The following is a 22,904-nucleotide window of genomic DNA, read 5'->3' as shown; positions in this document are numbered from 1 at the left end:
ATAATAAGGTTTCATCCTTACTATTAGGATTTCTATCATTATCGATTATTTGGATTTTTTGATAAATAAAATGTTAGTTCACTTACTATTAAGATTAATAACGGTGGTAGGTAAAATAATGAGTCTCCAATTGAGCAAATTAAAACAATAATTGCTTGTAGGAATACAAATGTACGAATTAATTTGTGAACTGCCTTCGTTCGTAAACTAGGATCTACTGGGAACAACATGTCCATACGAAATTCTTTAGAGGACAAAAGAGCATATTTTAATTGAATTGTAGTCGCAAACGATAGCGCTGCCGCTACAATTAAAATAACAACAGGTAAGTTAACAAAGGCTGCAATAAGTGCCGAAATAGCTGTCAACCTTACCCATAAATAAAAGTGATCATCTGTACGGATAAATGTATGGAATACTAAATAACCTTGGGTATTTGTTTTTGTGTATGGAACTAGTGAGTACATAAAATTGAGCCATGCTCTTCTACGAATGGCCCCTCTTAAATGAGGTACATCTGTAAAGTAATTTGCAAATCGGTAAAACGCCATCATACGGTTTTGCTCTAATTTAACGAAATGTTCGTAAGGAATCGGTTGATCATTCACACTTTTTTTCCAAATTAAGTTATACACTATGAAAATGACTAAATAGATAACTGTGAATAAAAGATTTTCTGTTAATGCCGTTTGAATAGCTAAAATGGATAAAACTATTCGGATTAACCGATCAATGAGAACCCATTTTCCTCTTAAAGCGTATCTAAAGTTAAACTCAATTTGCACATTCAAATATTTTAATACTGCAACAATCCCTAACCCTAGCCATATTTGTCCTGATGAAAGTTCTGTCACTTCATTTAATAACGGAATGCCAACGATATAAGCCACCGCTACTAAACCAATTTGTGAAAAGAATGTCCATTGCAGCGCCTTTTTAAAGTAATAATCCATTTTTGTTTCCAAAGGTAAAAGATACACTTGATCAGGCTCTTTTAATAAAGTTATCGGTCTACTAAAAGCTAATATAGCTCCTATAATAACCGCAACTAGCCATTCTGCTGGAAAGCTAGATTCAACTACTTTCAACCATTCGCTATAATTGTAACCAACAGCGCCAAATACAAAGACTAAAACAATTGCTAAATGCCCCGTGAACACAAAACGCATATATTTTTGAACTTCAGTTAAATAGTGAGTAAACCTTTTTGACCAAATCTGCGACAAACTATTCATTGTCCTGCTCCTTTGTCATTGCAATGTATAAATCGTCAAGGGTAGCATTTGGCATATTAAAGGCTCTTCGTAAATCATTCATTGTTCCTTGCGCTCGTACACGTCCATCATGAAGCAATATTATACGATCACAATGTTTTTCAGCAGTAGATAAAATATGCGTTGACATTAATACAGAAGCACCTTCCCGCTTCTTTTCATCCATTTGGTCTAGCAACGATTGAATTCCTAATGGATCGAGCCCAACAAAAGGTTCGTCAATGATATATAAATGCGGGTTTACTAAAAAGGCACACATAATCATTACTTTCTGACGCATTCCTTTTGAAAAGTGTGAAGGAAACCAATTCAATCTTTTTTCCATACGGAACTCACTTAGTAATCGACTAGCTCTTTCCTTCATCGTCTTTTCATCAAGGCCATAAGCCATTCCAGTCAATTCTAAATGCTCTTTTAAAGTTAGTTCATCGTACAATACAGGTGTTTCAGGAATATATGAAAAAGAAGAACGGTAGTTATCGATATCTTCTTTTAAAGTAATGCCATTAATTTTTATTTCTCCTTGTTGAGGAATGAGTGTACCGATGATATGTTTAATCGTTGTACTTTTCCCCGCCCCATTAAGACCAATTAGTCCGACTAATTCTCCTTGTCCAATGGTGAAATTTAAATCTCTAATTACTGGTTTTCTAGTATAGCCACCAGTTACATTGATTAGTTCTAACACTGCCATTTACACGTCACTCCTATTCTAATTTACAGTTTAGCAAAAATTGTGAATGGAAACAGTTTTAATATGCTAAAATGAATACAAAACTTGTAATGAAAGGATGTTTTTTATGTCTAATTGTATTTTCTGTAAAATCATTGATGGCTCGATTCCAAGTATAAAAGTCTACGAAGATGATCATGTGTATGCATTTATGGATGTTGCACCTTTAACAAAGGGACATACACTACTCGTTCCTAAACAACATGTTGCCGATCTTTTTGAAATGCCTGAGGATGTTGCTAGAAATCTATATGCAGCAGCTCCGAAAATTGCAAATGCAATTAAATCAGCATTTAACCCTCAAGGGATGAATACAATTAACAATAACGGCTCTTTCGCAGGACAAACCGTTTTCCACTATCACCTTCACTTTATCCCTCGTTATGACGAAACTGATGGATTAAAAGTTAAATGGGAAACAAAACAAAGCGAATTAACACAAGAAGTTTTACAAACATTTGGTGCACAAATTAGAGAAAATCTAAATCTATAAGTTGTAAGAAATACTATCTATCTTATTCTATTAAATGTAGTTGCAAAATATTTCTATTAAGTATAAAATCATAATAATATTTCGCTGACGGTTATGAGAACACGTTAGGAAATGAGAGAGAGCTTAGAAAAGAATGAGGAGAGATGAGAATTGAATACGAAAAATCTTGTTTTAATGGCACTTCTAGTAGGTGTGGGTACGGTACTGTACTTTGTAATTCCTGGTTACGGAAATGGTATGAAGCCAGACTTCATGCTAACAATGATGTTTATAGGGATCTTCCTATTCCCTACATTTAAAGAAGCATTTTCAATATCATTAGTAACTGGTGTATTATCTGGTATTTTTACAACATTCCCTGGCGGATTAGTACCAAATATTATTGATAAAGCGATTACTGGTTTAGTATTTTTAGCTGTTGTACTTGCTTTAAAACACTTATCTAAAAATATCGCTGTTGGAGTAATTTTAGTTGGTTTAGGAACACTTCTATCAGGTGCGATTTTCTTAACATCTGCATTACTAATTGGCGGATTACCTGATGCGTTTGGTGTATTATACACAATTGTTGTACTACCAGCAGTTGCTATGAATGCTATCGCATTTATCATTATTTTCCCAATCATTACAAACATTTTAAAACGTTCAAAATTCCATACAGCAGTAACACCTGCATAATAATAAAACCATTTAAGCTATCCAATTTACTTTGGATAGCTTTTTATATTTTCAAATGGAAATAATATAATATATGATTAAATTGTTACGATTCATAATTTTCAGCAATATTACGCAAATTAACAATGTAAGGAGATGGATGAAAATGAAAGCAAAAACGTTCTTTATCGGGGTTACTGTAGGTTTAATAGGTGGATTAGCAGCAACTATTTTTACGACACCTCAATCTGGTGAACAATTCCGATCAACAGTTACAAGAAATGCAAAAACAACTAAGGAAAATTTACATGACGTAAAACAACAGGTTTCCTATTTGAAGGACTCTATTATTGAATTGAAAAATGAAGCTAAAAATAATATACCAAAAATAATATCCGATTTAAAAACTAGTATTTCTAAATTTAACCAAGAAATAGAACCTGACGCAACGAAGTTAAAAGAAGAATTGGATGAATTACAGAATTCTATTGCCGAAATCGAGAATAATTTAAACAAATTGGCTAAAAAATAAACATTTTAGCTATTACTAGCCGGTGTATTTATACCTATTCATTAATTTTAATATGTTATTTTTCTATTAAAATTTACATTATTATAATATTTTTTAATCTATTTTCAATTATTTAACTTTTCTAACTTTAAACTTTATTCTTTTATTGCTATAATAATTTAAAACGCCATGAAAGAAGAAGGTGATTCCTTTGTCTGAAGAAACGTATTCAATTAAAGAAGCAATGCTTTATAGTCAAAGAATTGGACATTTATCAAAAGCACTATGGAAAGCAGTAGAGAAAGATTGGCAATTGTGGATTAAACCGTTTGACTTAAACATTAACGAGCATCATATTTTATGGATCTCCTATCATTTAAAAGGCGCGTCGATTTCTGATGTTGCTAGATTTGGAGTAATGCATGTTTCCACAGCATTTAACTTCTCAAAAAAATTAGAAGAACGTGGTTATTTAAAGTTCTCAAAACGCGATGATGATAAACGAAATACGTATATTGAACTAACTGAGGCAGGAACAGAGTTAATCCTTCGTATGAACAGACATTATCTAGATACACCACACACAATCTTAGATGGTTCACTACCATTAAAAGAGTTGTATGGTAGATTCCCAGAATTCCTAGATGTTATGGCCGTTATTCGTAATATTTATGGAGACGATTTTGTGGAAATTTTCGAACGTTCCCACAATAATTACAAAGGGGCATTTGAAGAGGTTCACGAGAAAGAAATGATTACTAGATAGATAGTTTAAGAGTGTCTAAAAAGCACTCTTTTTTTATTTACATATTTTTTACTTGTGTAGATTCATTCAATGTGGCATAACATAAAATTTTAAATTAAAATTAATTTTACGATGATAAAAAAAGGGTGTTCTACATGCATTGTTGGAAAACAATAAACATAAAACATGAGTATGGGATAACTCGCTTAACACTATGGTCTATCATAATCTTTGTCCTTGTATTTTCGTTATCCTTTATTATTTTTGGTTACTTAAAACCATTAGTCTATTCTGATGATTACACTTGGTTGTTTTTAATTATACTTTTACTGCTATACCCTATTCATAAACTGATTCATTACTTTGGATTATTCAAATACCGTAAAAATGTGCATTTTAAAATTAAATTCGAATTTGCTTTTATTCCTTTCATTATATTGCGATTGAAAGATCTAATCCCAAAAAATCGTTATATAATTGTTCTTTTGTTGCCATTCATACTTATTAATGTCCTTTTAGGGTATGTAGCTTATGCTCTTCCCCAATATACACATTATTCAAGTATTCTTTTGGCGTATCACTGTAGTATTTGTTTAATGGACATATTATGTGTTAAAAACCTTTTACCGGCACCTCGAAATGCGCTTATTGAGGAAACACCAAAAGGTTATGAAATTTTAGTTCCACCTAGTGTAAGTAGTCTCTAACTTGTAACTAGAATCAACGTTTGATATGCTAAAATGAAGTGAAAGAGGGGAGGAATAGACTTGCTACTTTTAGTAATAGTACTATTCTCATTATTTTATTTATTCCAAATTAACCGAATGACCTATGCATTAATTATGCAAAGAGAAATTCCTGAGGAAAAGCATCCGAAAATTTTCCGTACGATTAACGTACTTATTACAATTTTATTAGTTTCCTTTTATGTTGAGGTTACATTAGCTATGTAATTCTATACTAAAAAATACAAAAAAAGAGCTAAAGACATATTGCCTTTAGCTCTCTCTTTAAGTTTGCATACCAATTTTTTCTCGTTAAAAGCGTCCGTAAACTCGAGGACCTATGTTATGAAAGATAGGTGCAAGTAACGGACGCTATCACGCAGATTGGTTCAATTTACTACCAGTACTGGACGTACCCAACTGATAGAGGTTTCACTCTAAGTTTAATCGATTAGTACATAAACGCTGCACCAACGATAATTAATAGAATGAATAACACAACTAATAGCGCGAATCCAGAACCATGACCGTAACCACCGCTATAAGAATTGCCCATTCATGAACACCTCCTTTCTAGGTCTATATTATGCGGATGTATCATAGTACCTTGGGCATTCAACATGGAACCATTTCGTTTTTTAACCGTTTATGTTATAGTATCTATTGCATTTATACTGAAATTAAGGGAGCTTACTTTATGAAGAAAACATTATTAGCACTAGGATTAGCAACTTCTGTATTCACATTAGCAGCTTGTAGTGATCAAGCGACAGACGATGTAGTTGTATCTACATCTTATGGTGATATTTCGAAAGAAGATTTTTATAATGAATTAAAATCAACAGCTGGACAACAAGCGTTAGAAAAGGTTGTTATTACTCAAGTATTAGAAAACAATTACGAAGTAACTGAAGATGAAGTAAATGCTGAATGGGATGCATTTAAAGAAACATACGGTGATTCGTATGAAATGATGTTAGGTATGTATGGCTTAACAGAAGCATCTTACAAAGAAGAAATTAAACTAGGTATGCTTAGTCAAAAGTTAACTGAAGAAGTTGATAAAACTGTTTCAGAAGAAGACGTAAAAGCTCAATATGAACAAGGGAAATATGAGTTAAATGCTCGTCACATCTTATTAGAAGACGAAAAAACGGCAAATGAAGTATATGAAAAACTTCAAAATGGCGAAGATTTTGCAACACTAGCTCAAGAATATAGTGCAGATCCTGGTTCAGGTGCAAATGGCGGTGAACTTGGTTGGTTCACAGTTGGACGTATGGTTCCAGAATTTAACGATGCTGCTTATGCCCTTGATTTAAACACAATCAGTGAACCAGTGAAAAGTGACTTTGGATACCACATCATTGAAGTAACGGACAAGCGAGAAGTAGCAGACTATGGTACTTTCGAAGAAAAAGAAGCTGATATTCGTAAAACACTCGTTGGCCAAAAAGCGAATGAAAAGTTAATTGAATTAGTACGTGGAGCGAAAGTAGATATTAAAGACGAAGATCTAAAAGGCGCTCTAGCTAACTACCTACCAGCTGAAACAGAAGAGTCTACTGATAAAGAAGAAGCTAAATAATTATTATAAAAAACGCGTAAACAACGAATGTAATCGATTGTTTACGCGTTTTATTTTGCTTTAAATTTTCTTAACAAACTCTGATTTCAACTGCATTGCACCAAATCCATCGATTTTACAGTCAATATTATGATCTCCTTCAACAAGTCGAATATTTTTTACCTTCGTCCCTTGTTTAAGAGCTTGAGAACTTCCCTTTACTTTTAAGTCTTTAATGACTGTTACTGTGTCTCCATCTGCTAATAGGTTACCATTCGCATCTTTTACAACTAGCACATCTTCATCATTTTGACTTTCATCCGCTGACCATTCATGCGCACATTCTGGACATACTAATAGAATTCCATCCTCATAAGTATATTCCGAATTACATTTTGGGCAGTTTGGTAAACTCATTTTAATTCCTCCAATAAAGATAATACATATAAGTATATACTAATTTTGCGGAATATACCTTTAATTATGGAATTAATAGCTTTTATAGGGTCTAATGAGCTTTATTTCATAGATAAAAATGAACTTTTTGTCACAATTACTCTTAAAATAGAAAATGTATCACCCGATATAGTTGGTGAATCATAGATTTCTAACTTCTTTTATGGCAACTTTACATAATAAAATGACTTTTGCCATTTTTCTAAAAAAAGTTTATTATCTATTAACATAAAGTATTTTATATTTTAGGGAGTGTTCTCATTGGGTACTAACAAACGCGCTTACAACTTTAATGCAGGTCCTTCTGCATTACCATTAGAAGTACTAGAAAAAGCACAAAAAGAATTATTAGATTTTAACGGTACTGGCATGTCCGTTATGGAACTTAGCCACCGTAGTAAAGATTATGATGCGGTTCATAATGAAACGATTACTCGTTTGAAAAAACTTTTCTCCATTCCAGAAAATTACGAAGTATTATTACTTCAAGGTGGAGGAAGCTTACAATTTTCTATGGTTCCTATGAACTTCTTACAAGAAGGTAAAAAAGCGAGCTACATATTAACAGGATCTTGGTCTGAAAAAGCTTTAAAAGAAGCGAGATTATTTGGTGAACCAATCATCGCTGCAAGCTCAAAAGAAAACAAATACCGCAACATCCCAGCTTTAAACGAAATTCAGTTGAATCCTGATGATGCTTATATACACATTACATCAAACAATACAATTTATGGAACAGCTTGGAATGAATTCCCTGATACTGGCGATATCCCACTAATCGCGGATATGTCTAGTGATATTCTTTCTAAAACGATTGACGTTAGCAAATTCGGATTAATCTATGCTGGAGCACAAAAAAACCTAGGTCCATCAGGTGTAACAGTTGTCATTATTCGAAAAGATTTACTAGAAAAAGAAAATACAAATGTTCCTACGATGTTGAAATACTCTACACACGCGGAATCAAACTCTCTATATAACACACCGCCAACATTTGGTATTTATATGTTAGGTGAGGTATTAAAATGGGTGGAAGAATTAGGTGGCGTGGCTGCAATTGAAAAACGTAATAAAGAAAAAGCTGGTCTAATCTACGACGTGATTGACAATAGCAATGGCTTCTATACAGGACATGCTACTCCAGATTCACGTTCGTTGATGAACATTACTTTCCGTATTAGTGATGAAGAGTTAGAAAAGCAATTTTTAGTTGAAGCGAAAGAAGCTGGCTTTGTAGGGCTAAACGGGCACCGTTCAGTAGGTGGTTGCCGCGCATCAACTTACAATGCTGTACCTGTTGAAACTTGTAGAGCTCTAGCAGATTTCATGGTGGAATTTCAGAAAAAATATCAATAATTGTCAGTAACTAGTCTTAGTTCCCACCAGGGATGGATTGTATTTGTATAAAAATAGGCAAATAGACTTTTCAATAATAATTCAAAAGAATCTAGCTATTTTGGCGAATTTATAAGATAGTTAATATATATAATAATTGTTTTGAACAATTTTTATCCTCCTTCATAATATATAAATTTAAGTACAGTACAGAAAAAGAGATGGAATTTAACTTCCATCTCTTTTTCTATTTATCTTATATCGTTGGCTTATAAAACGAACGATTATCTAGGGCAAACAATCTTTCCGTAAATTCCCCTGGTTTTGTTTTACCTAATGCTCTAGATAACATATTCATTTTCGCATCAATATTATCAATATAGTGTAAAATTTCCGCTTCTTGAATCATTGGTTTTTTCGGACTACCCCACTCTTCTTTTCCGTGATGGGATAACACGATATGTTTTAGAAGAACAACTTCTTCTCCTTCAATTTCTAACTCTTTTGCAGCCTGCCCGATTTCGTCCACCATAATCGAAATATGACCTAACAGATTTCCTTCCACCGTATATGTAGTCGCGACAGGTCCTGATAGTTCTTTTACTTTCCCAATATCATGTAAAATGATTCCAGCATAGATTAAATCTTTATTTAACGTTGGATATAAATCGCTAATTGCTTTTCCTAATCGTAGCATTGATACAACATGGTCTAATAAGCCAGATGCATAATCGTGATGATTTTTCGATGCTGCCGGAAATACTAATAGTTCAGGTTGAAACTTTTTAATGATATGACGAGTAATTCTAGAGATCTTAGGATTTTTTATTTCGAAGAAAAACTGAGTTAACTCATCAAATAATTGTTCTTTCGGTGTAGAAGACGACGGCACTAAATCATTAATGTTAATGCCTTCTTCTGGTTTAGCAACTCGAATTTGTTTAATACGAAGTTGATTTTTCCCACGATAATCATGAATTTCTCCACCAACACGAACGATCGTCTCTGCTTTATACATTTGTTCGTGCTCTTCATTTGTATCCCACAATTTCGCTTCAATATCTCCGCTCTTGTCTTGCAAAACTAATGACATAAAAGGCTTTCCGACAGTTGTAACACCTTTTGTTGCTTGTTTAATCAATAAAAATTGATCTACATGTTCCCCCACTTGGAGCTTTGTAATTCCTTCCACTAGGTATCACTCCCTTTCAATCAACTGATGTGTAAATTAATATCTAGTATTCAATCAATATTGTATCATTTGTTCCGTTTAGTTTCGATGGGAATTAATGATTTCTAATCTTTTGAAAATGTTATGGGTGGGTTGTTGAGGGAGAATTCTTCAGAGAAAAATATGAATGGCTATTCACATTTTTTTCTATTTGATGTAAGATTTTTTATTAATAACACTTATTTTTATTTTAATAGAGTATATGGATAGAAAGAGGGGATTTTGGTGGGAAATTATCGTTTTACAGCATTTGATAAATCTGGTGAGGGATTATTCGATGAAGTCTGGACTTTCGAAAGCGACGAGGTAGCAAAAGTAGAAGGTCAAAAACGAATCGAAGAAAAAGGGGTAGCAGGGAAAACACATCGATTAGTGAATTCGTCTGGGAAGTTGATATTGTTTCACGTATAGGATTTCGGCTGCAGGTCTGCCCAAGCGAAATTTCGCTTGGGTCTTTTCAATTTCGGAAGTTTTCCCTTTGTTTTGCGCTTTAGAAGCCGGGTAAAGGACATTTCATATCAGTTTTCCCTCCGCTTTGTCCTTTAGAAGCCCTATTAAAGACATTTCACATCAGTTTTCCTCTTGTTTTGTCCTTTAGAAGCCTTATAAAAGACATTTCATACGAGGCTTTCCTTCGGTTTGTCCTTTAGAAGCCCTATTAAAGACATTTCACATCAGTTTTCCTCTTGTTTTGTCCTTTAGAAGCCTTATAAAAGACATTTCATACGAGGCTTTCCTTCGGTTTGTCCTTTAGAAGCCCTATTAAAGACATTTCACATCAGTTTTCCTCTTGTTTTGTCCTTTAGAAGCCTTATAAAAGACATTTCATACGAGGCTTTCCTTCGGTTTGTCCTTTAGAAGCCCTATGAAAGACATTTCATATCAGTTTTCCTTTCGTTTTGTCCTTTAGAAGCCCTATTAAAGACATTTCATACGAGGCTTTCCTTCGGTTTGTCCTTTAGAAGCCCTATTAAAGACATTTCTAGCAGATTTTCACCTTCAAATGTCCCTTAGCCCCCCCCTATGAAAGACATTTCAACCGGATTTTCGCCTGCGAATGTCCTTCATCACCCCTATGAAAGACATTTCAAGCCGCTTTTCACCTTCAAATGTCTTTCATCACCCTCATGAAAGACATTTCAATCAGGTTTTCACAGTCAAATGTCCTTCATCACAAAAAAAAGACATTTGAATAGGATTCCCCCCTTCAAATGTCTTTCAGCAACTCACCCCTATTAACTATCTCCCTTTAAACTCCGGTTTTCTTTTCTCCACAAATGCTTGGATCCCTTCAAGGTGATCTTCTGTTTGCCTCATGCGAAGTTGGGCACTTTCTTCTAGCTTTAATGTGTCTTTTAATTCTTGTAACTTTTGTCCATGATAGATTTGCTTTGTTTCAATCATAGCGGAAATTGGCGAAGATAATAATTTTTGAACGAACTGACTGATAGCAGAATCCACATTACCTTCAGGCACTACCTGATCAATCAAACCAAGTTCATATGCTTCTTGGCCACTCATAACTTTCCCTTGCCAAATAACTTGCTTCGCTTTCGGAACTCCTAATCGTTCTTTCATGAAGAAATGGCCACCGCCATCTGGTACAAGTCCAATCCCTATAAAGTTCATTGCTACTTTACTCGATTCTTCTGCAATTACAATATCATTCGCAAGTGCAAGACTTAGCCCTAATCCTGCTGCAGCTCCATGTATACCTGCAACTGTAATCATAGGCAATTGATAAAATGCTAAAACAAGTCTAGCAATCTCATTCATAAGAGATGTAAAGTCAGCAACTTCACCACCTGATTGCAACATCATCTTAATGTCGCCACCTGCTGAGAAAGCACGCCCCTCTCCCTTAATCACTAGTACCTGTACTTCGCGGTTCGATAATAGCGATTCAAAGCAGTCCGCTAGTTCGCTCATCATTTGTGCGTCCATTGCGTTCATTGCTTTAGGTCGATTCAACGTAAGAGTCGCTAAGCGATCCGTTATTTCTAAATTGATTGTTTGAAATGTCTTTACCATTTCCCCACCCCTATACTTTTTATAAATGAATGTTCATTCATTATATTTCACATCAAAGTCGAATAATCCTTTAATTACTCAAATATTTCCCTACTTGTCTTCCTGAAAACAAACAACCACCTAGAAAAGTACCTTCTAAAGAGCGATATCCATGAACACCCCCACCGCCAAACCCGCTTACCTCCCCTGCAGCAAATAAACCATTAACGGGTTCACCATATGAATTTAACACTTGGCCATTCAAATTCGTTTGAAGTCCACCTAACGTTTTTCGCGTTAATATATTCAATCGAACGGCAATCAATGGGCCATTTTTTGGGTCCAACAGTTTATGAGGTGGAGCAACCCGAATTAATTTATCACCAACATAATTCCTTGCACTTCGAATCGCCATGATTTGAGCATCTTTTGTAAATTTATTATCAATTTCTCGATCCCGTGCAAGTACTTGTTCTTTTATTTTCATGAAATCGAGTAATTCATTTCCTACTAGGTTATTCATCCCATCCACTAGTTCCTTCAAACTATTAGAAACGACAAAATCTACCCCGTTTTCTTTAAAGGCTTTCACTGGTGCAGGTGGTCCAGGTAGTACGCGCTTCAAAATATCCTTTATACTTTTGTTTGTTATGTCAGGATTTTGTTCGGAGCCCGATAAGGCGAATTCCTTTTCAAGGATTTTTTCTGTTAGAATAAACCATGAGTAATCATAGCCTGTTTTTAAGATCGCTTCTAAAGTGGATAGCGTGTCAAACCCAGGGAAATTTGGTGCGCCAAATCGATTTCCTTCTGCGTCAAACCACATGGATGATGGTCCAGGTAAAATTCGGATTCCATGATTGTTCCAAATAGGATTCCAGTTTCTTAAGCCTTCCGTGTAATGCCACATACGATCTCGGTTCACAATCCTCGCACCATTTCTCTCTGAAATTTCTAATAGACGTCCATCCACATAAGATGGCACACCTTGAACCATAAACTCGGGTGGATTTCCTAATCGCGATGGCCAATTCTTTTTAACTAATTCTAAATTTGCTCCAATTCCACCACTTGCAATGACAACAGCATCTGCTCGATATTCAAAATCCCCAATTTCATTTCGATTGCTTTCTTTCCCACGTTCACTTGAACACTCTTCTAAGACCTTTCCACTTACCCCAACAATGGACCCGCCTTCTGTAACTAACTCATCTACTCTATGTCTATGTTTATAATCAATCAAACCACTCTTTGCCGCTTCTAATACTTTTTCCGCAAAGGGCTCTACAACACCTGGCCCAGTTCCCCAAACGATATGGAATCTTGGTACTGAATTACCATGTCCCCCAGCAAGGGAACCTCCCCTTTCAGCCCAACCAACAACAGGAAAGAATTTAATCCCTTTCGATTTTAACCAGTTATATTTTTCTCCCGCTGCAAAATCAACATAAGCTTTTGCCCACTGAAATCCCCAGTAATCTTCATCTTCAAGCCGATCGAACCCTGCAGTTCCTAACCAATCTTGCCAAGCAAGCTCCTTACTATCTTTAATACCGAGTCTTCTTTGTTCAGGTGTATCGATTAGAAACAAACCCCCAAAGGACCAAAAAGCTTGTCCACCAATTGAACTTGCAGGTTCTTGATCTACAAGTAACACTTTCTTTTTTACATCGATTAATTCACAAGCAGCAGTCAGCCCTGCTATTCCGCTACCTACAATAATGACGTCATATTTCATGCACATCCCCCTTTTCTTGTTTATTTCGATTTTCGATTGCCATTCCCTCTTTTGATAGATTTTTATAGCAAATAAATATTCTTGGATAATGCCATAGATTCGCTTGATTATTCTGTTTTTTTCGTCTTTTATCCAATTTCCACAGAAACAACCGCCTATTTAAAAGGGCCAAAACACGTATATTATGCAATAGAAATTTAATTATAATTCGTGTTTAACCGTTAAATGAAACCGTTTTCTATTTTAATATTAATTTTTTCGTTAATTTCTGTTGACAAAAGTGAACAATCGGTATTATGATGTATTCAAATCAATTACGAAAAATATAGAGACGGAGACATGCATTATCGTCTGAATTTTTAGAGAGCTGATGGTTGGTGTAAATCAGTAGTTCTGCGGTTAATGTTCCACTCCCGAATAGATAGGCTGAAAATTTAAGTATGCCTGTCCGGTTCATACACGTTACGTATATGCTAAGGTTGTGTGGAATTTGCGCAACAAATTAGGGTGGTACCACGTAAGGATATTAACTATAGCCTTTCGTCCCTTACTTCATGTAAGGAACGAAAGGCTTTTTATTTTTGTTAATAAGTGGGGGATGTGAATGGTAAAATCGACAATTTGCCAACTCATAACTTGTAATGTAGATGCTTAATTAAAAAAACTATAAAACACTTCTAAGGAGCGAATTAACTCATGGTAACAAAACCTTTAACTAAAACAAATGTAATTAACGTATTTATCGCTGATCCACTAAGTGAAGATGGTATTTTCCCACTTCGACAAGAAACAGATCTTAACTTAAATGTCATTATTGAAACTGGATTAACTCAAGAACAATTAATTTCAAAAATTGAAGATGTAGATGTGCTATTAGTTCGTAGCCAAACAAAAGTAACTCGCGAAGTGATTCAAGCCGCGAAGAACTTAAAGTTAATCGGCCGCGCAGGTGTAGGTGTAGATAACATTGACCTTACTGCTGCTACTGAACACGGTATTATCGTTGTTAACGCACCAGATGGAAATACAAACTCTGCTGCTGAACATACAATTGCGATGATGACATCACTTGCTCGCCATATTCCACAAGCTTACAATGCTCTCAAAAATGGAATTTGGGATCGTAAATCATATGTAGGGGTAGAACTTAAAGGTAAAACATTAGGTGTTATCGGATTTGGTCGTATTGGTGTGGAAGTGGCTTACCGTGCAAAAGGTCAACGTATGGAAATCTTAGCCTATGACCCATTCTTAACAGAAGAACGCGCTGAAAAACTTGGCGTTAAAAAAGCAACAGTAGAGGAAATTTGTGTTGCGGCAGATTTCATCACAGTGCATACACCACTTTTACCAGATACGAAAAATTTATTGAACAAAGAAAAATTCGCAATGATGAAAGACGGCGTTCGCATTATCAACTGTGCTCGTGGTGGAATTATTAATGAAGACGATTTATACGATGCAATCGTAAGCGGAAAAGTAGCTGGTGCTGCTCTAGACGTATTCATCGAAGAACCTGCTACAGACAACAAACTTTTAACTTTACCACAAGTAATTGCTACACCTCACTTAGGTGCTTCAACTGTTGAAGCTCAAGAATCAGTAGCAGTGGATGTTTCTAACGATATTATTAAATTCTTTAAAACAGGAACTGTAACAAACCCAGTAAATATGCCTTCAATTCCTAAAGAATTGCTTGCACAAGTTGAACCATTCTTTGAGCTAGCTGAAAAGTTAGGTGCATTCTTATCTCAAGTAACTACAGAAGCGATTAAAGAAGTAAACATTTCTTATGCTGGTGAAGTTGCTAATTATGATGTTCGTCCATTAACATCAAATGGTCTTAAAGGATTATTAAAGAAAAACCACGGTGATCACGTTAACGATGTAAATGCTCGTTACTTATCTGAACGTGTAGGTATTAAAATTAATGAACATAAAACAACTACTGCAAAAGGGTTCACGAACTTAATTACAGTTGAAATTAAAACGAAAAACGAAGTACACTCTGTTGCAGGTACGTTACTAAATGGACTTGGTGCACGTATTGTTAAAGTTGAAAATTATGTGGTAGACGTCGTTCCAAATGGTCACCTTCTATACGTAAAAAATACTGACAAACCAGGTGCAATCGGTCGTGTAGCTACGAAATTAGCAGAAAAAGACATTAACATCGCAACGATGCAAGTTGGTCGTGATCAAATCGGCGGTACAGCAATCATGATGTTAACAATCGATAACGAAGTAACTGAAGAAGACTTATTATACGTTGCGCAGCTTGAAAATATTGATGAAGTAAAAGCAATCACACTTTAAATTGTAGTAAATTTTCAGAATTGTTTGGGTACCTGGTACACAAACAATTCTTCTGATAACTTCGTTTTTTCCGTCCATACTATAAATGTTTAGAAAGGACGTGAAATCGATGTTAAATGAGAGTCAGTTATCGAACTTAAAAAAGATGTTACTTGAGCAAAAGAAATCGTTGTCTAAAGAAGATATGGATGACGATCGTGAATACTTAGAACGCGGTAGTTTGCGCGACTCGATTGATGAATTATCAACCGTTGACAATCATCCGGCTGACTTAGGAACTGAGTTATACGAACGCGAAAAAGATATGGCATTAAAGGTTCACGATGAAGATGAACTTGCAAAAATTAATACAGCATTAGAAAAAATCGAAAACGGTACATATGGAGTTTGTGAAGTTTGTAAAAAAGATATTCCATATGAACGTCTAGAAGCACTTCCATATACCGCATTTTGTATTGAGCATACCGATGCAAAAAGCGTCCCTACTGATCGACCGGTAGAAGAACAGACGATTTTACCGCCTGTGGATAATTCATTTTCAGGTCGTGACGATAAAGATGACATTCACGATTACGAGGATACGTTCCAAGTTGTTGCAAAATACGGGACATCCGAGACTCCATCAGATTTCGAAGGGGACTTTGAAGAATATGAGGATTTATACGATGATCCTGAAGAAGTCGCAAGAAATGACGAGCTCAGTTCCTTCCATATTTCTGAAATTGATCAGTTAACACAGCAACTATCTCAACGTGAAGTTGACCATGCAAGAAAATATGATTATTTAGAAGAGTAATCAAAGTGGCGATTCGGTTTCATTACGAATTGCCGCTTTTTTAATTGTTTGATTCCGCTTCGAATCCTTGATATACTTTCAGAACAAATGTTCCTGTTTGAAAGGAGAAAAAAGTAGTGTCAAAACGAAAAATTATTTTAGATTTAGCAGTCACATTAGATGGTTATATTGAAGGAAAAAATGGAGAAATTGACTGGTGCATAATGGAGCCAGATATGGACTTCACAAGATTTTTAGACCAAATCGATACAATTCTATATGGAAGAAGAAGTTACGACATGTGGGGAGAATTTTCGCCGACGGAAACTACTGATGAAACAGAAAAAGATTTGTGGGATAGCGTTCATTCAAAAGAGAAAATCGTGTTTTCTAAAACACAAAACAAGTTAAATTCCAACGTAAAATATATAAATAATAATATTAAGGAAGAAGTTGTTAAACTAAAGAACCAGCCCGGTAAAGACATATGGCTATATGGCGGCTCTAGTCTCATTACTACTTTTATTAACTTAGGACTCATTGATGAATTTAGACTCTCTATACACCCAGTTATTTTGGGAGAAGGTAAACCATTATTTATTGATATAAAAGAGAGAATAAATCTCCAACTAGTGAATACAAGAACGTTCAAGTCAGGTGTTGTACAATTAATATATCGTTGGAATGGTAATGAATAATTTCATACCATTCCAACGTTTTTACTATAACGTTTTAACTAAGTTTAAAAACTCCGTTAATGATGTCACTTCATAAGTCGTTGGTATCTCAGGATTTTGCGCCTTATTTTCACGGTTAATCCACACATTTGGCATGCTTACACGAGATGAACCTAAAATGTCCGTATTTAGATTGTCACCAACCATGATACCTTCTTCAGCACTGATTCCCGCCTTCTGCATCACATACTCAAAAATGCTTGCATCCGGTTTTCCTTTACCAAAATCACCGGAAATGATCACATGGTCAAAATATGCACGAATTTCTGGTGTAATTTCTAATTTTAAATTTTGCAAACTAGGTGCCCCGTTTGTTAATAGTACTAGCTGATAGCGCCCTTTTAATTCATCTAGTACAGCATATGTATCTTCATAGACATAAGGTGCTTTTTTTCTTTCCTCAACAAATCGTTCGCTAAGCTCAGCACCAAGCGCAGGATCATCAATTCCTAAAGCTTTTAACCCGTTCGTCCATGCATCTTTTTGATATTGCGGGATAATTTCTTTCATCTTTTGGAATTGTGGTGTAGGATCATCGAATGTACCCCAAAGTCCTTCAAAGGGATTAATCCCTATTAACACCGTGTAATCATAAGTTTCATAAGACTCATATAATTTTCGAGCTTCTGCACGTACCGATTCTTCCAGTTGTTTTGGTTCAACATTATGTAATGTTGCAGCATATTCACAAGTTTTATCGAAAGCAGTTTGAATACTTTGTTTGTCCCATAATAACGTATCATCTAAATCAAAAATAATCGTATTGATTGACATGTGATCACCTGACACTTTCTTGGATTATTATCATTAGTTTAGCATAGTTTAATAAGTTGAGATAGCTGATGTAAGGATAATAAATAGAGTCATATACTTAAAAATCATTGTCATATATTGAAGTTGAAAAAGTATATTAATCTTGTAGAAAATTCTAAATGAAAAGGGGATAAAATTTGTTCAAAAAACTTGCTTCAGATGCCTTAGGTCTTTCTGATATTGGAAAAGTAATTGAACCTCAAGATTATGATAAAACAGAATCAGATGATTACGTTTTATATGAAAAAGGTGAAAAGATTTATTTTATAATTAAAACAAAAGCAGATGAATACTGTTTTACAAACTATGCACTAGTTCATGTTGATGGTGATTCTGCTTTAAGTAAAAAAAGAACATTAAAACGTTATGACTATAAATATCATCCAATTCGCTATGTATCACTAGAAACTGCAGGAACAATCGATTTAGATGTAGAGATTAAATTTGAAATTGGTGGAATTCCATTTTCAATAGATATTAATAAAAGCTATGCAGATAAAATTCGAGATTTATACAAAAGTCTAGTTACAATTGAACAAATTATGAGAGATAACGAAAAACATAGAAGTAATATGTTAGATAGTATTGATAGTGCACAGAAAACTCTATCATCTAACGGGTTTAGTCAAGGGCAATCACCTGCTGAATCCTATAAAGCAATTACAGAATTTACGCACACATGGCTAAAGAATATGAGTGACACTTATTCCAATAGCGATTTTGGCCATGTGTTTGATTTATTTATTAAAAATTAGAATAAATAAAGGGTGGTCCAAAGTCTAATGCGCCTTTGGATCACCCTAGTTTTTATTTACTTAACTGCACGTTATATAGATCATTTAACATTTCAACTTTCTTTTCGATCGCATCTTCAAACGTCATAATGTACGCTGCTGGATCTTTCGGATTGTGGAATTGTGTAATTTTCCCTGTCTCTGGATTTACAAATTTCGTTGAAGCCCCACATCCGATTCCAAGGATTGTTTGTACTTCTTCCATAATTACGATGTTGTAAATACTTTCTTCACCAGGTTTAGAATAACCAACGTTTTCTAAGTTCCCTAAAATATTTTTTTGACGGTACAAGTAGTAAGGAACATAGCCATTTTCCTTCGTCCAGTGACTTGCCATATCCATCATTTTCGAAACTGTTTGGCGGTCGGCCACTTTGTATTTATCTTTATTTCTCGTCATTTCAGATGCACGTTTAAAGGATAACGTATGAACCGTTAATGATTCTGGTTGCATTTTTTCTGATTCGTCCAATGAATGCTGGAACTCCTCAATGCCTTCGTTTGGCAGTCCAATAATTAAGTCCATATTAATATTGTTCATTCCTGAGTTACGAGATAACCAGAATTTATCGATAGTTTCTTGAACCGTATGGTGACGACCAATCGCTTTTAACGTCTCATCTGTATAAGATTGCGGGTTTACTGAAATACGATCAATTCCGTACTTTTTCAATACTTCAATCTTTTCAGGAGTAATCGTATCTGGACGACCAGCTTCCACTGTAATTTCTCGAATTGTTTCAGGGTTTGGGAAAGCCTCGAACATTGTTTTATAAAGTGCGTCCATTTCATCGGCCTCAATAGATGTTGGAGTTCCCCCACCCCAGTATATCGAAGTAATGTTCATATTATTTTCTTTTAACCATTTACCCATTGCACGGATTTCGATATGTAATCCATCAATAAATGAATCAACTCGACCGTGCTTACGATTAGCCCCAATCGCATAAGCAGGGAACGTACAATAAGCACATTTTGTTGGACAGAACGGAACACCAATATAAATAGAAATATCTCGACCAATCGTATCAAGGTCAGGAATTGTCTTTAGTTGGCGATCAACAATCTCTTCCATTAACTCGATTTTCGCATCTGAAATACGGAAATCTGTTTTTAAAATCTCTGAGATTTGTGTATTCGTTAACCCTTGTTTTCGGTATTTATGAAAAAGTTTCGTAGGTCGAACACCTGTTAAAATGCCCCACTCTTGAGTCATTCCTGTATATTGCTCCAGAACGTCAAGCATGACATGGGAAAGCGCGCGTTTCATTCGAATACCTTGTTCTTTTTCCGAACCTTCTGTTTCATAGTTAATGGAATAGTTACTTGTATATGTTTTACCTTCAACTAACATTTCGCTTGCAGTATGAATGGTGAAATTGGAACCAACAGAATAATTAAAATGAATGTGCATATCCGCTTCATCTGAAGTAACGATTTTCGAATCCTCAAAAAACAAGTTTGCTATATGATTTAAAACACGAACCCAGTCCTCTTTAAACTGCTCGTTTATTCGTATCGTTTTCATTTGTGTTTCTCTCTTTCTTTTCAATTCTCTACAAAAATCCACTTTTTCTATTTTACCATGTCTATTCATAAATTGATGAATGAAATACTTGGCAGCCTATTTTTCATTGTTCAATTTTAAATGGTTAAATCTTCGGTTGACGGAATCCACATACGACATAACTATAATTATGCGCAAACTTTGCACATAACTTTAATTATGTCGTATCTCAATTACGGGAATGAAAGGATTTCATTATTTTTTCTTTCACCACAAAATAAAAGACCACACTTTGTAAAAAGTGCAGCCCTTGATATTAAAGTCCATCATACATCGATTGAATTGGTTTAACAATGATACGATTAATTTCTTCAATTATTTTACTAACAGCCATTTCAGCTTCTAGCATTGCTAAAATTTTTGGATTTTGTTGTGCAAGTTGTGCTGTTTTTTGTAAATACATATATTCATCTTCAAGTAACTCTTCGCCGTTCATTTGTTTTTGTTGTAACTTCATTTGAATGTCGCGGAAGTTTGTGAATAACTTTTTCGATTCTTCATCTGCACGTACAATTTCAACAGCTTCTTTTAACGTTTTATATTCCTCTGTTTTTCGTAACGTACTTTCTAATTTGTTAATGTCATCATAAATATTAACCATAATTTTTTCCTACTCTCTTTAGCCTTTTAATAGCTATTAATTTAGTAATAAAACAATTAATCCTTGCACAATCCCAATGACTCCACCTAATACTGCCCCTAAAACGGTAATCATCTTCAACTCACGGTTAGTAACACTTACGACTAATTCCTCTAATTTTTTCAGTGGGAATGAGTCGACTTGTTCTCTAACTACTTCTTGTAAGTTTAGACGGTTTACTACATCCTCAAGTTTTTGTTCAGCTAGTTGGAAACCGTTGTCTAAAAGTTTTGGCAGTAATTCCATTTTGACATACTCATTTCCCTCTGGCCAATAATAATTGATGGATTTGTCTAATCTGTCTTCAACTGCAAGCTCTTTTTTAGCATAATTTTGCGCTTTTTCTATAATTGATTCAAAATTAACTTCATGTAAGTAATTCATCACCGGCTGTTGTTTTAATTTATCCCACTCTTGAGTAAACAGGTTAACTAATAGATTTTTAGTTCCTGGCGCTCTTAACATATTAATAAGCTCTTTTTGCAGTTTACCCAGAAGCGCGTTGGAGTCTCCGAAGAACATTTGAAGCATTCCACCAATTGTCCCTTTAGATGATAAAAAGTCATCCATCATCTTGCGAATTGTAGCCTCACCTTTTGGAGACTGGAAATACTCTTCACCTTTATTCAAAATGTACGTTGATAATTCTGGAATTTTTGATTCTATTATTTGGTGAAGATTTTCCGGTATGATTTGTTCAATTGACTTCGTAGATAATGTATTCTTCACATTTAGAATTTGTGTTTCAATAACTCCATCTACTTTACCTTCAATCGTTTTAGGCAAGTCACTTAATCCAACAAATTTTGCCCAGTCTAAAATGGTTTTCTCATCCGTGAAGATGACTTCTTCCACTTTTTCTTGTGCAAATTTTAATACAGTCTGACGAATATCATCGGAAAGTAATTTTTTTCGGAATACTTCAGGTGTTAATAAATACTTCGTTACCGTTACACCTAATTGTTGAGCAAGTTCGCCGCGACGTTTTGGTATTAAGCCTGGTGTAAATGGAAGTTTCCATGAGCCTATGTGGATGGCATTATACGGATGAAAGAGCATTTTAATCGCAATAAAATTCGTAAATCCACCAATAAGAGCTCCAACGACAGCCATAAAAAATATTGTTAATATTGGGTTATCCATTGAAAAACCTCTCACTTCTAATCAAATTCGCGCTATTCGGATATGCGCCTTGATTTTGTCTATCTCGTTAAAAGTTTACCTATAAAATCCATCCCTATTATAGCAGAGGATAGTTATGCAAGATAATCATAGCCTTCTTTCATAACTTCTAGTACGATTGAAAGTAGGAAAATGTTTCAAAGGGGGAGCAATATGATTACACATTTTCGTTTTAAACCTATGTTTGAGAATACCCAAATTCCTGGATGGACGATTTCTTTCTACTACAACCAGAAATTATTTAATGGGGAATATAAAATAGACGGGGAAATAATTTGGATTGGGGATGCCCCAGGAGAGCTTGAGGATGTTGAAAGAAAAGTACATGAGCTTATGCTTTTTCATGTGTATGATTGAATCAATCCTTGTCAACGAGGTGCTTTGGTAAAGGGAGCAACGAGACAGAATTTAAAGACGCCTCGGAAAAGTTTCTCGTAAAAGCAGTTTTCGGGACAAAATTATATGTAACAACGGAATTCTGTCCCGTAAAAGCAGATTATGAGACAAAATTCTATAAAACCTCAGTAAACTGTCCCGTAAAAGCAGTTTTCGAGACAGAATTCCATAAAACCTCAGTAAACTGTCCCGTAAAAGCAGTTTACGAG

The 22,904-nt window shown here is 34.9% G+C and carries 25 protein-coding genes and 1 other annotated feature; of the genes, 14 read left to right on the top strand and 11 right to left on the bottom strand.

The features are described 5' to 3' along the window. Positions 1-38: 38 nt before the first annotated feature. Together CRO45_RS10825 and CRO45_RS10820 are read right to left on the bottom strand one after the other, a co-directional pair. A complete protein-coding gene (locus tag CRO45_RS10825; protein WP_097149661.1) occupies positions 39-1,235 on the bottom strand; it encodes an ABC transporter permease in 1,197 nt (398 codons plus the stop codon). Further along, complete coding sequence (locus CRO45_RS10820) at positions 1,228-1,968, bottom strand: ABC transporter ATP-binding protein (RefSeq protein ID WP_097149660.1); 741 nt, start codon at positions 1,966-1,968, stop codon at positions 1,228-1,230. The genes CRO45_RS10825 and CRO45_RS10820 overlap by 8 nt, the downstream gene beginning before the upstream one ends. A gap of 106 nt (positions 1,969-2,074) precedes the next feature. Between CRO45_RS10820 and CRO45_RS10815 the strand changes: the two genes are divergently transcribed. From CRO45_RS10815 to CRO45_RS10790, 6 genes are all read left to right on the top strand, one after another. Next, positions 2,075-2,500, top strand: coding sequence for an HIT family protein (locus CRO45_RS10815; protein WP_097149659.1), 426 nt, complete (start codon positions 2,075-2,077; stop codon positions 2,498-2,500). Between the two features lie 150 nt (positions 2,501-2,650). After that, positions 2,651-3,178 (top strand): tryptophan transporter, encoded by a 528-nt coding sequence (locus CRO45_RS10810; RefSeq protein WP_097149658.1) that lies wholly within the window; start codon positions 2,651-2,653, stop codon positions 3,176-3,178. A gap of 145 nt (positions 3,179-3,323) precedes the next feature. Next, positions 3,324-3,689 (top strand): YtxH domain-containing protein, encoded by a 366-nt coding sequence (locus CRO45_RS10805; protein ID WP_097149657.1) that lies wholly within the window; start codon positions 3,324-3,326, stop codon positions 3,687-3,689. A gap of 190 nt (positions 3,690-3,879) precedes the next feature. Continuing rightward, positions 3,880-4,434, top strand: a complete 555-nt coding sequence (locus tag CRO45_RS10800) for an HTH-type transcriptional regulator Hpr (RefSeq protein WP_097149656.1) — start codon at positions 3,880-3,882, stop codon at positions 4,432-4,434. A gap of 134 nt (positions 4,435-4,568) precedes the next feature. Then, the gene (locus CRO45_RS10795; protein ID WP_097149655.1) at positions 4,569-5,120 is read left to right on the top strand and encodes a DUF3267 domain-containing protein; all 552 of its coding nucleotides are present in this window, start codon (positions 4,569-4,571) and stop codon (positions 5,118-5,120) included. A gap of 60 nt (positions 5,121-5,180) precedes the next feature. Next, positions 5,181-5,366, top strand: a complete 186-nt coding sequence (locus CRO45_RS10790; protein ID WP_097149654.1) for a hypothetical protein — start codon at positions 5,181-5,183, stop codon at positions 5,364-5,366. 223 nt (positions 5,367-5,589) lie between these two features. Here CRO45_RS10790 and CRO45_RS10785 read toward each other — a convergent pair whose 3' ends face one another. Then, positions 5,590-5,694: a YjcZ family sporulation protein gene (locus CRO45_RS10785; RefSeq protein WP_097149653.1), complete on the bottom strand. Its 105-nt coding sequence runs from the start codon at positions 5,692-5,694 to the stop codon at positions 5,590-5,592. A 141-nt stretch (positions 5,695-5,835) separates the two neighbouring features. Here CRO45_RS10785 and CRO45_RS10780 point away from each other — a divergent pair, with 141 nt between their 5' ends. After that, entirely contained in the window at positions 5,836-6,726 is an 891-nt protein-coding gene (locus tag CRO45_RS10780; protein WP_097149652.1) for a peptidylprolyl isomerase, read from the top strand. A 60-nt stretch (positions 6,727-6,786) separates the two neighbouring features. Here the strand turns inward: CRO45_RS10780 and CRO45_RS10775 are convergent, their stop codons facing one another. Then, positions 6,787-7,122, bottom strand: a complete 336-nt coding sequence (locus tag CRO45_RS10775) for a zinc ribbon domain-containing protein YjdM (RefSeq protein WP_097149651.1) — start codon at positions 7,120-7,122, stop codon at positions 6,787-6,789. A 300-nt stretch (positions 7,123-7,422) separates the two neighbouring features. Here CRO45_RS10775 and serC point away from each other — a divergent pair, with 300 nt between their 5' ends. Continuing rightward, a complete protein-coding gene (gene serC / locus CRO45_RS10770; protein ID WP_097149650.1) occupies positions 7,423-8,517 on the top strand; it encodes a 3-phosphoserine/phosphohydroxythreonine transaminase in 1,095 nt (364 codons plus the stop codon). Positions 8,518-8,752: 235 nt separating this feature from the next. On the opposite strand, the gene yhaM is transcribed toward serC, so the two are convergent. Further along, complete coding sequence (gene yhaM, locus CRO45_RS10765) at positions 8,753-9,688, bottom strand: 3'-5' exoribonuclease YhaM (protein WP_097149649.1); 936 nt, start codon at positions 9,686-9,688, stop codon at positions 8,753-8,755. Between the two features lie 264 nt (positions 9,689-9,952). Between yhaM and CRO45_RS10760 the strand changes: the two genes are divergently transcribed. After that, positions 9,953-10,138: a YhzD family protein gene (locus CRO45_RS10760; protein WP_097149648.1), complete on the top strand. Its 186-nt coding sequence runs from the start codon at positions 9,953-9,955 to the stop codon at positions 10,136-10,138. Between the two features lie 828 nt (positions 10,139-10,966). On the opposite strand, the gene CRO45_RS10755 is transcribed toward CRO45_RS10760, so the two are convergent. Beyond that, positions 10,967-11,758: an enoyl-CoA hydratase gene (locus CRO45_RS10755; protein WP_097149647.1), complete on the bottom strand. Its 792-nt coding sequence runs from the start codon at positions 11,756-11,758 to the stop codon at positions 10,967-10,969. Between the two features lie 70 nt (positions 11,759-11,828). After that, complete coding sequence (locus CRO45_RS10750) at positions 11,829-13,475, bottom strand: FAD-binding dehydrogenase (RefSeq protein WP_097149646.1); 1,647 nt, start codon at positions 13,473-13,475, stop codon at positions 11,829-11,831. 319 nt (positions 13,476-13,794) lie between these two features. Then, positions 13,795-14,026: a binding site (T-box leader), on the top strand. A gap of 145 nt (positions 14,027-14,171) precedes the next feature. On the opposite strand from CRO45_RS10750, the gene serA reads away from it, so the two are divergent. The 3 genes from serA to CRO45_RS10735 all read left to right on the top strand — a co-directional run bounded on the left by serA (position 14,172) and on the right by CRO45_RS10735 (position 17,264). Further along, positions 14,172-15,791: a phosphoglycerate dehydrogenase gene (serA, locus tag CRO45_RS10745; protein ID WP_097149645.1), complete on the top strand. Its 1,620-nt coding sequence runs from the start codon at positions 14,172-14,174 to the stop codon at positions 15,789-15,791. 109 nt (positions 15,792-15,900) lie between these two features. Then, the gene (locus CRO45_RS10740) at positions 15,901-16,587 is read left to right on the top strand and encodes a TraR/DksA C4-type zinc finger protein (RefSeq protein ID WP_097149644.1); all 687 of its coding nucleotides are present in this window, start codon (positions 15,901-15,903) and stop codon (positions 16,585-16,587) included. 116 nt (positions 16,588-16,703) lie between these two features. Continuing rightward, a complete protein-coding gene (locus CRO45_RS10735) occupies positions 16,704-17,264 on the top strand; it encodes a dihydrofolate reductase family protein (RefSeq protein WP_097149643.1) in 561 nt (186 codons plus the stop codon). Positions 17,265-17,288: 24 nt separating this feature from the next. On the opposite strand, the gene CRO45_RS10730 is transcribed toward CRO45_RS10735, so the two are convergent. After that, positions 17,289-18,077 (bottom strand): HAD family hydrolase, encoded by a 789-nt coding sequence (locus CRO45_RS10730; protein WP_097149642.1) that lies wholly within the window; start codon positions 18,075-18,077, stop codon positions 17,289-17,291. A gap of 176 nt (positions 18,078-18,253) precedes the next feature. Here CRO45_RS10730 and CRO45_RS10725 point away from each other — a divergent pair, with 176 nt between their 5' ends. Then, on the top strand, positions 18,254-18,871 hold the full coding sequence (locus tag CRO45_RS10725; RefSeq protein WP_097149641.1) for a PH domain-containing protein: 618 nt from the start codon (positions 18,254-18,256) through the stop codon (positions 18,869-18,871). 52 nt (positions 18,872-18,923) lie between these two features. Here CRO45_RS10725 and CRO45_RS10720 read toward each other — a convergent pair whose 3' ends face one another. The 3 genes from CRO45_RS10720 to CRO45_RS10710 all read right to left on the bottom strand — a co-directional run bounded on the left by CRO45_RS10720 (position 18,924) and on the right by CRO45_RS10710 (position 22,260). After that, positions 18,924-20,438, bottom strand: a complete 1,515-nt coding sequence (locus tag CRO45_RS10720; protein ID WP_097149640.1) for a coproporphyrinogen III oxidase — start codon at positions 20,436-20,438, stop codon at positions 18,924-18,926. 295 nt (positions 20,439-20,733) lie between these two features. Then, positions 20,734-21,078: a YlbF family regulator gene (locus tag CRO45_RS10715; protein WP_097149639.1), complete on the bottom strand. Its 345-nt coding sequence runs from the start codon at positions 21,076-21,078 to the stop codon at positions 20,734-20,736. Between the two features lie 36 nt (positions 21,079-21,114). Continuing rightward, complete coding sequence (locus tag CRO45_RS10710) at positions 21,115-22,260, bottom strand: DUF445 domain-containing protein (protein WP_097149638.1); 1,146 nt, start codon at positions 22,258-22,260, stop codon at positions 21,115-21,117. A gap of 192 nt (positions 22,261-22,452) precedes the next feature. Here CRO45_RS10710 and CRO45_RS10705 point away from each other — a divergent pair, with 192 nt between their 5' ends. Then, positions 22,453-22,656, top strand: a complete 204-nt coding sequence (locus tag CRO45_RS10705) for a DUF5342 family protein (protein ID WP_097149637.1) — start codon at positions 22,453-22,455, stop codon at positions 22,654-22,656. Positions 22,657-22,904: the final 248 nt, after the last annotated feature.

It is taken from the genome of Ureibacillus acetophenoni (genome assembly GCF_900220965.1).
GTDB lineage: Bacteria > Bacillota > Bacilli > Bacillales_A > Planococcaceae > Ureibacillus > Ureibacillus acetophenoni.
The sequence above is the reverse complement of the archived record's forward strand: the minus strand, read 5'-3'. Positions and strand labels throughout refer to the sequence as shown.

Excerpts from the sequence above, each read along its gene's own strand:
- CRO45_RS10825 (WP_097149661.1), bottom strand. The coding sequence starts at position 1,235 with ATGAATAGTTTGTCGCAGATTTGGTCAAAAAGGTTTACTCACTATTTA.
- CRO45_RS10785 (WP_097149653.1), bottom strand. The coding sequence starts at position 5,694 with ATGGGCAATTCTTATAGCGGTGGTTACGGTCATGGTTCTGGATTCGCG.
- CRO45_RS10720 (WP_097149640.1), bottom strand. The coding sequence starts at position 20,438 with ATGAAAACGATACGAATAAACGAGCAGTTTAAAGAGGACTGGGTTCGT.
- CRO45_RS10750 (WP_097149646.1), bottom strand. The coding sequence starts at position 13,475 with ATGAAATATGACGTCATTATTGTAGGTAGCGGAATAGCAGGGCTGACT.
- CRO45_RS10730 (WP_097149642.1), bottom strand. The coding sequence starts at position 18,077 with ATGTCAATCAATACGATTATTTTTGATTTAGATGATACGTTATTATGG.
- CRO45_RS10795 (WP_097149655.1), top strand. The coding sequence starts at position 4,569 with ATGCATTGTTGGAAAACAATAAACATAAAACATGAGTATGGGATAACT.
- CRO45_RS10815 (WP_097149659.1), top strand. The coding sequence starts at position 2,075 with ATGTCTAATTGTATTTTCTGTAAAATCATTGATGGCTCGATTCCAAGT.
- CRO45_RS10710 (WP_097149638.1), bottom strand. The coding sequence starts at position 22,260 with ATGGATAACCCAATATTAACAATATTTTTTATGGCTGTCGTTGGAGCT.
- CRO45_RS10715 (WP_097149639.1), bottom strand. The coding sequence starts at position 21,078 with ATGGTTAATATTTATGATGACATTAACAAATTAGAAAGTACGTTACGA.
- CRO45_RS10705 (WP_097149637.1), top strand. The coding sequence starts at position 22,453 with ATGATTACACATTTTCGTTTTAAACCTATGTTTGAGAATACCCAAATT.
- CRO45_RS10820 (WP_097149660.1), bottom strand. The coding sequence starts at position 1,968 with ATGGCAGTGTTAGAACTAATCAATGTAACTGGTGGCTATACTAGAAAA.
- CRO45_RS10740 (WP_097149644.1), top strand. The coding sequence starts at position 15,901 with ATGTTAAATGAGAGTCAGTTATCGAACTTAAAAAAGATGTTACTTGAG.
- serA (WP_097149645.1), top strand. The coding sequence starts at position 14,172 with ATGGTAACAAAACCTTTAACTAAAACAAATGTAATTAACGTATTTATC.
- CRO45_RS10755 (WP_097149647.1), bottom strand. The coding sequence starts at position 11,758 with ATGGTAAAGACATTTCAAACAATCAATTTAGAAATAACGGATCGCTTA.
- CRO45_RS10775 (WP_097149651.1), bottom strand. The coding sequence starts at position 7,122 with ATGAGTTTACCAAACTGCCCAAAATGTAATTCGGAATATACTTATGAG.
- CRO45_RS10780 (WP_097149652.1), top strand. The coding sequence starts at position 5,836 with ATGAAGAAAACATTATTAGCACTAGGATTAGCAACTTCTGTATTCACA.
- CRO45_RS10805 (WP_097149657.1), top strand. The coding sequence starts at position 3,324 with ATGAAAGCAAAAACGTTCTTTATCGGGGTTACTGTAGGTTTAATAGGT.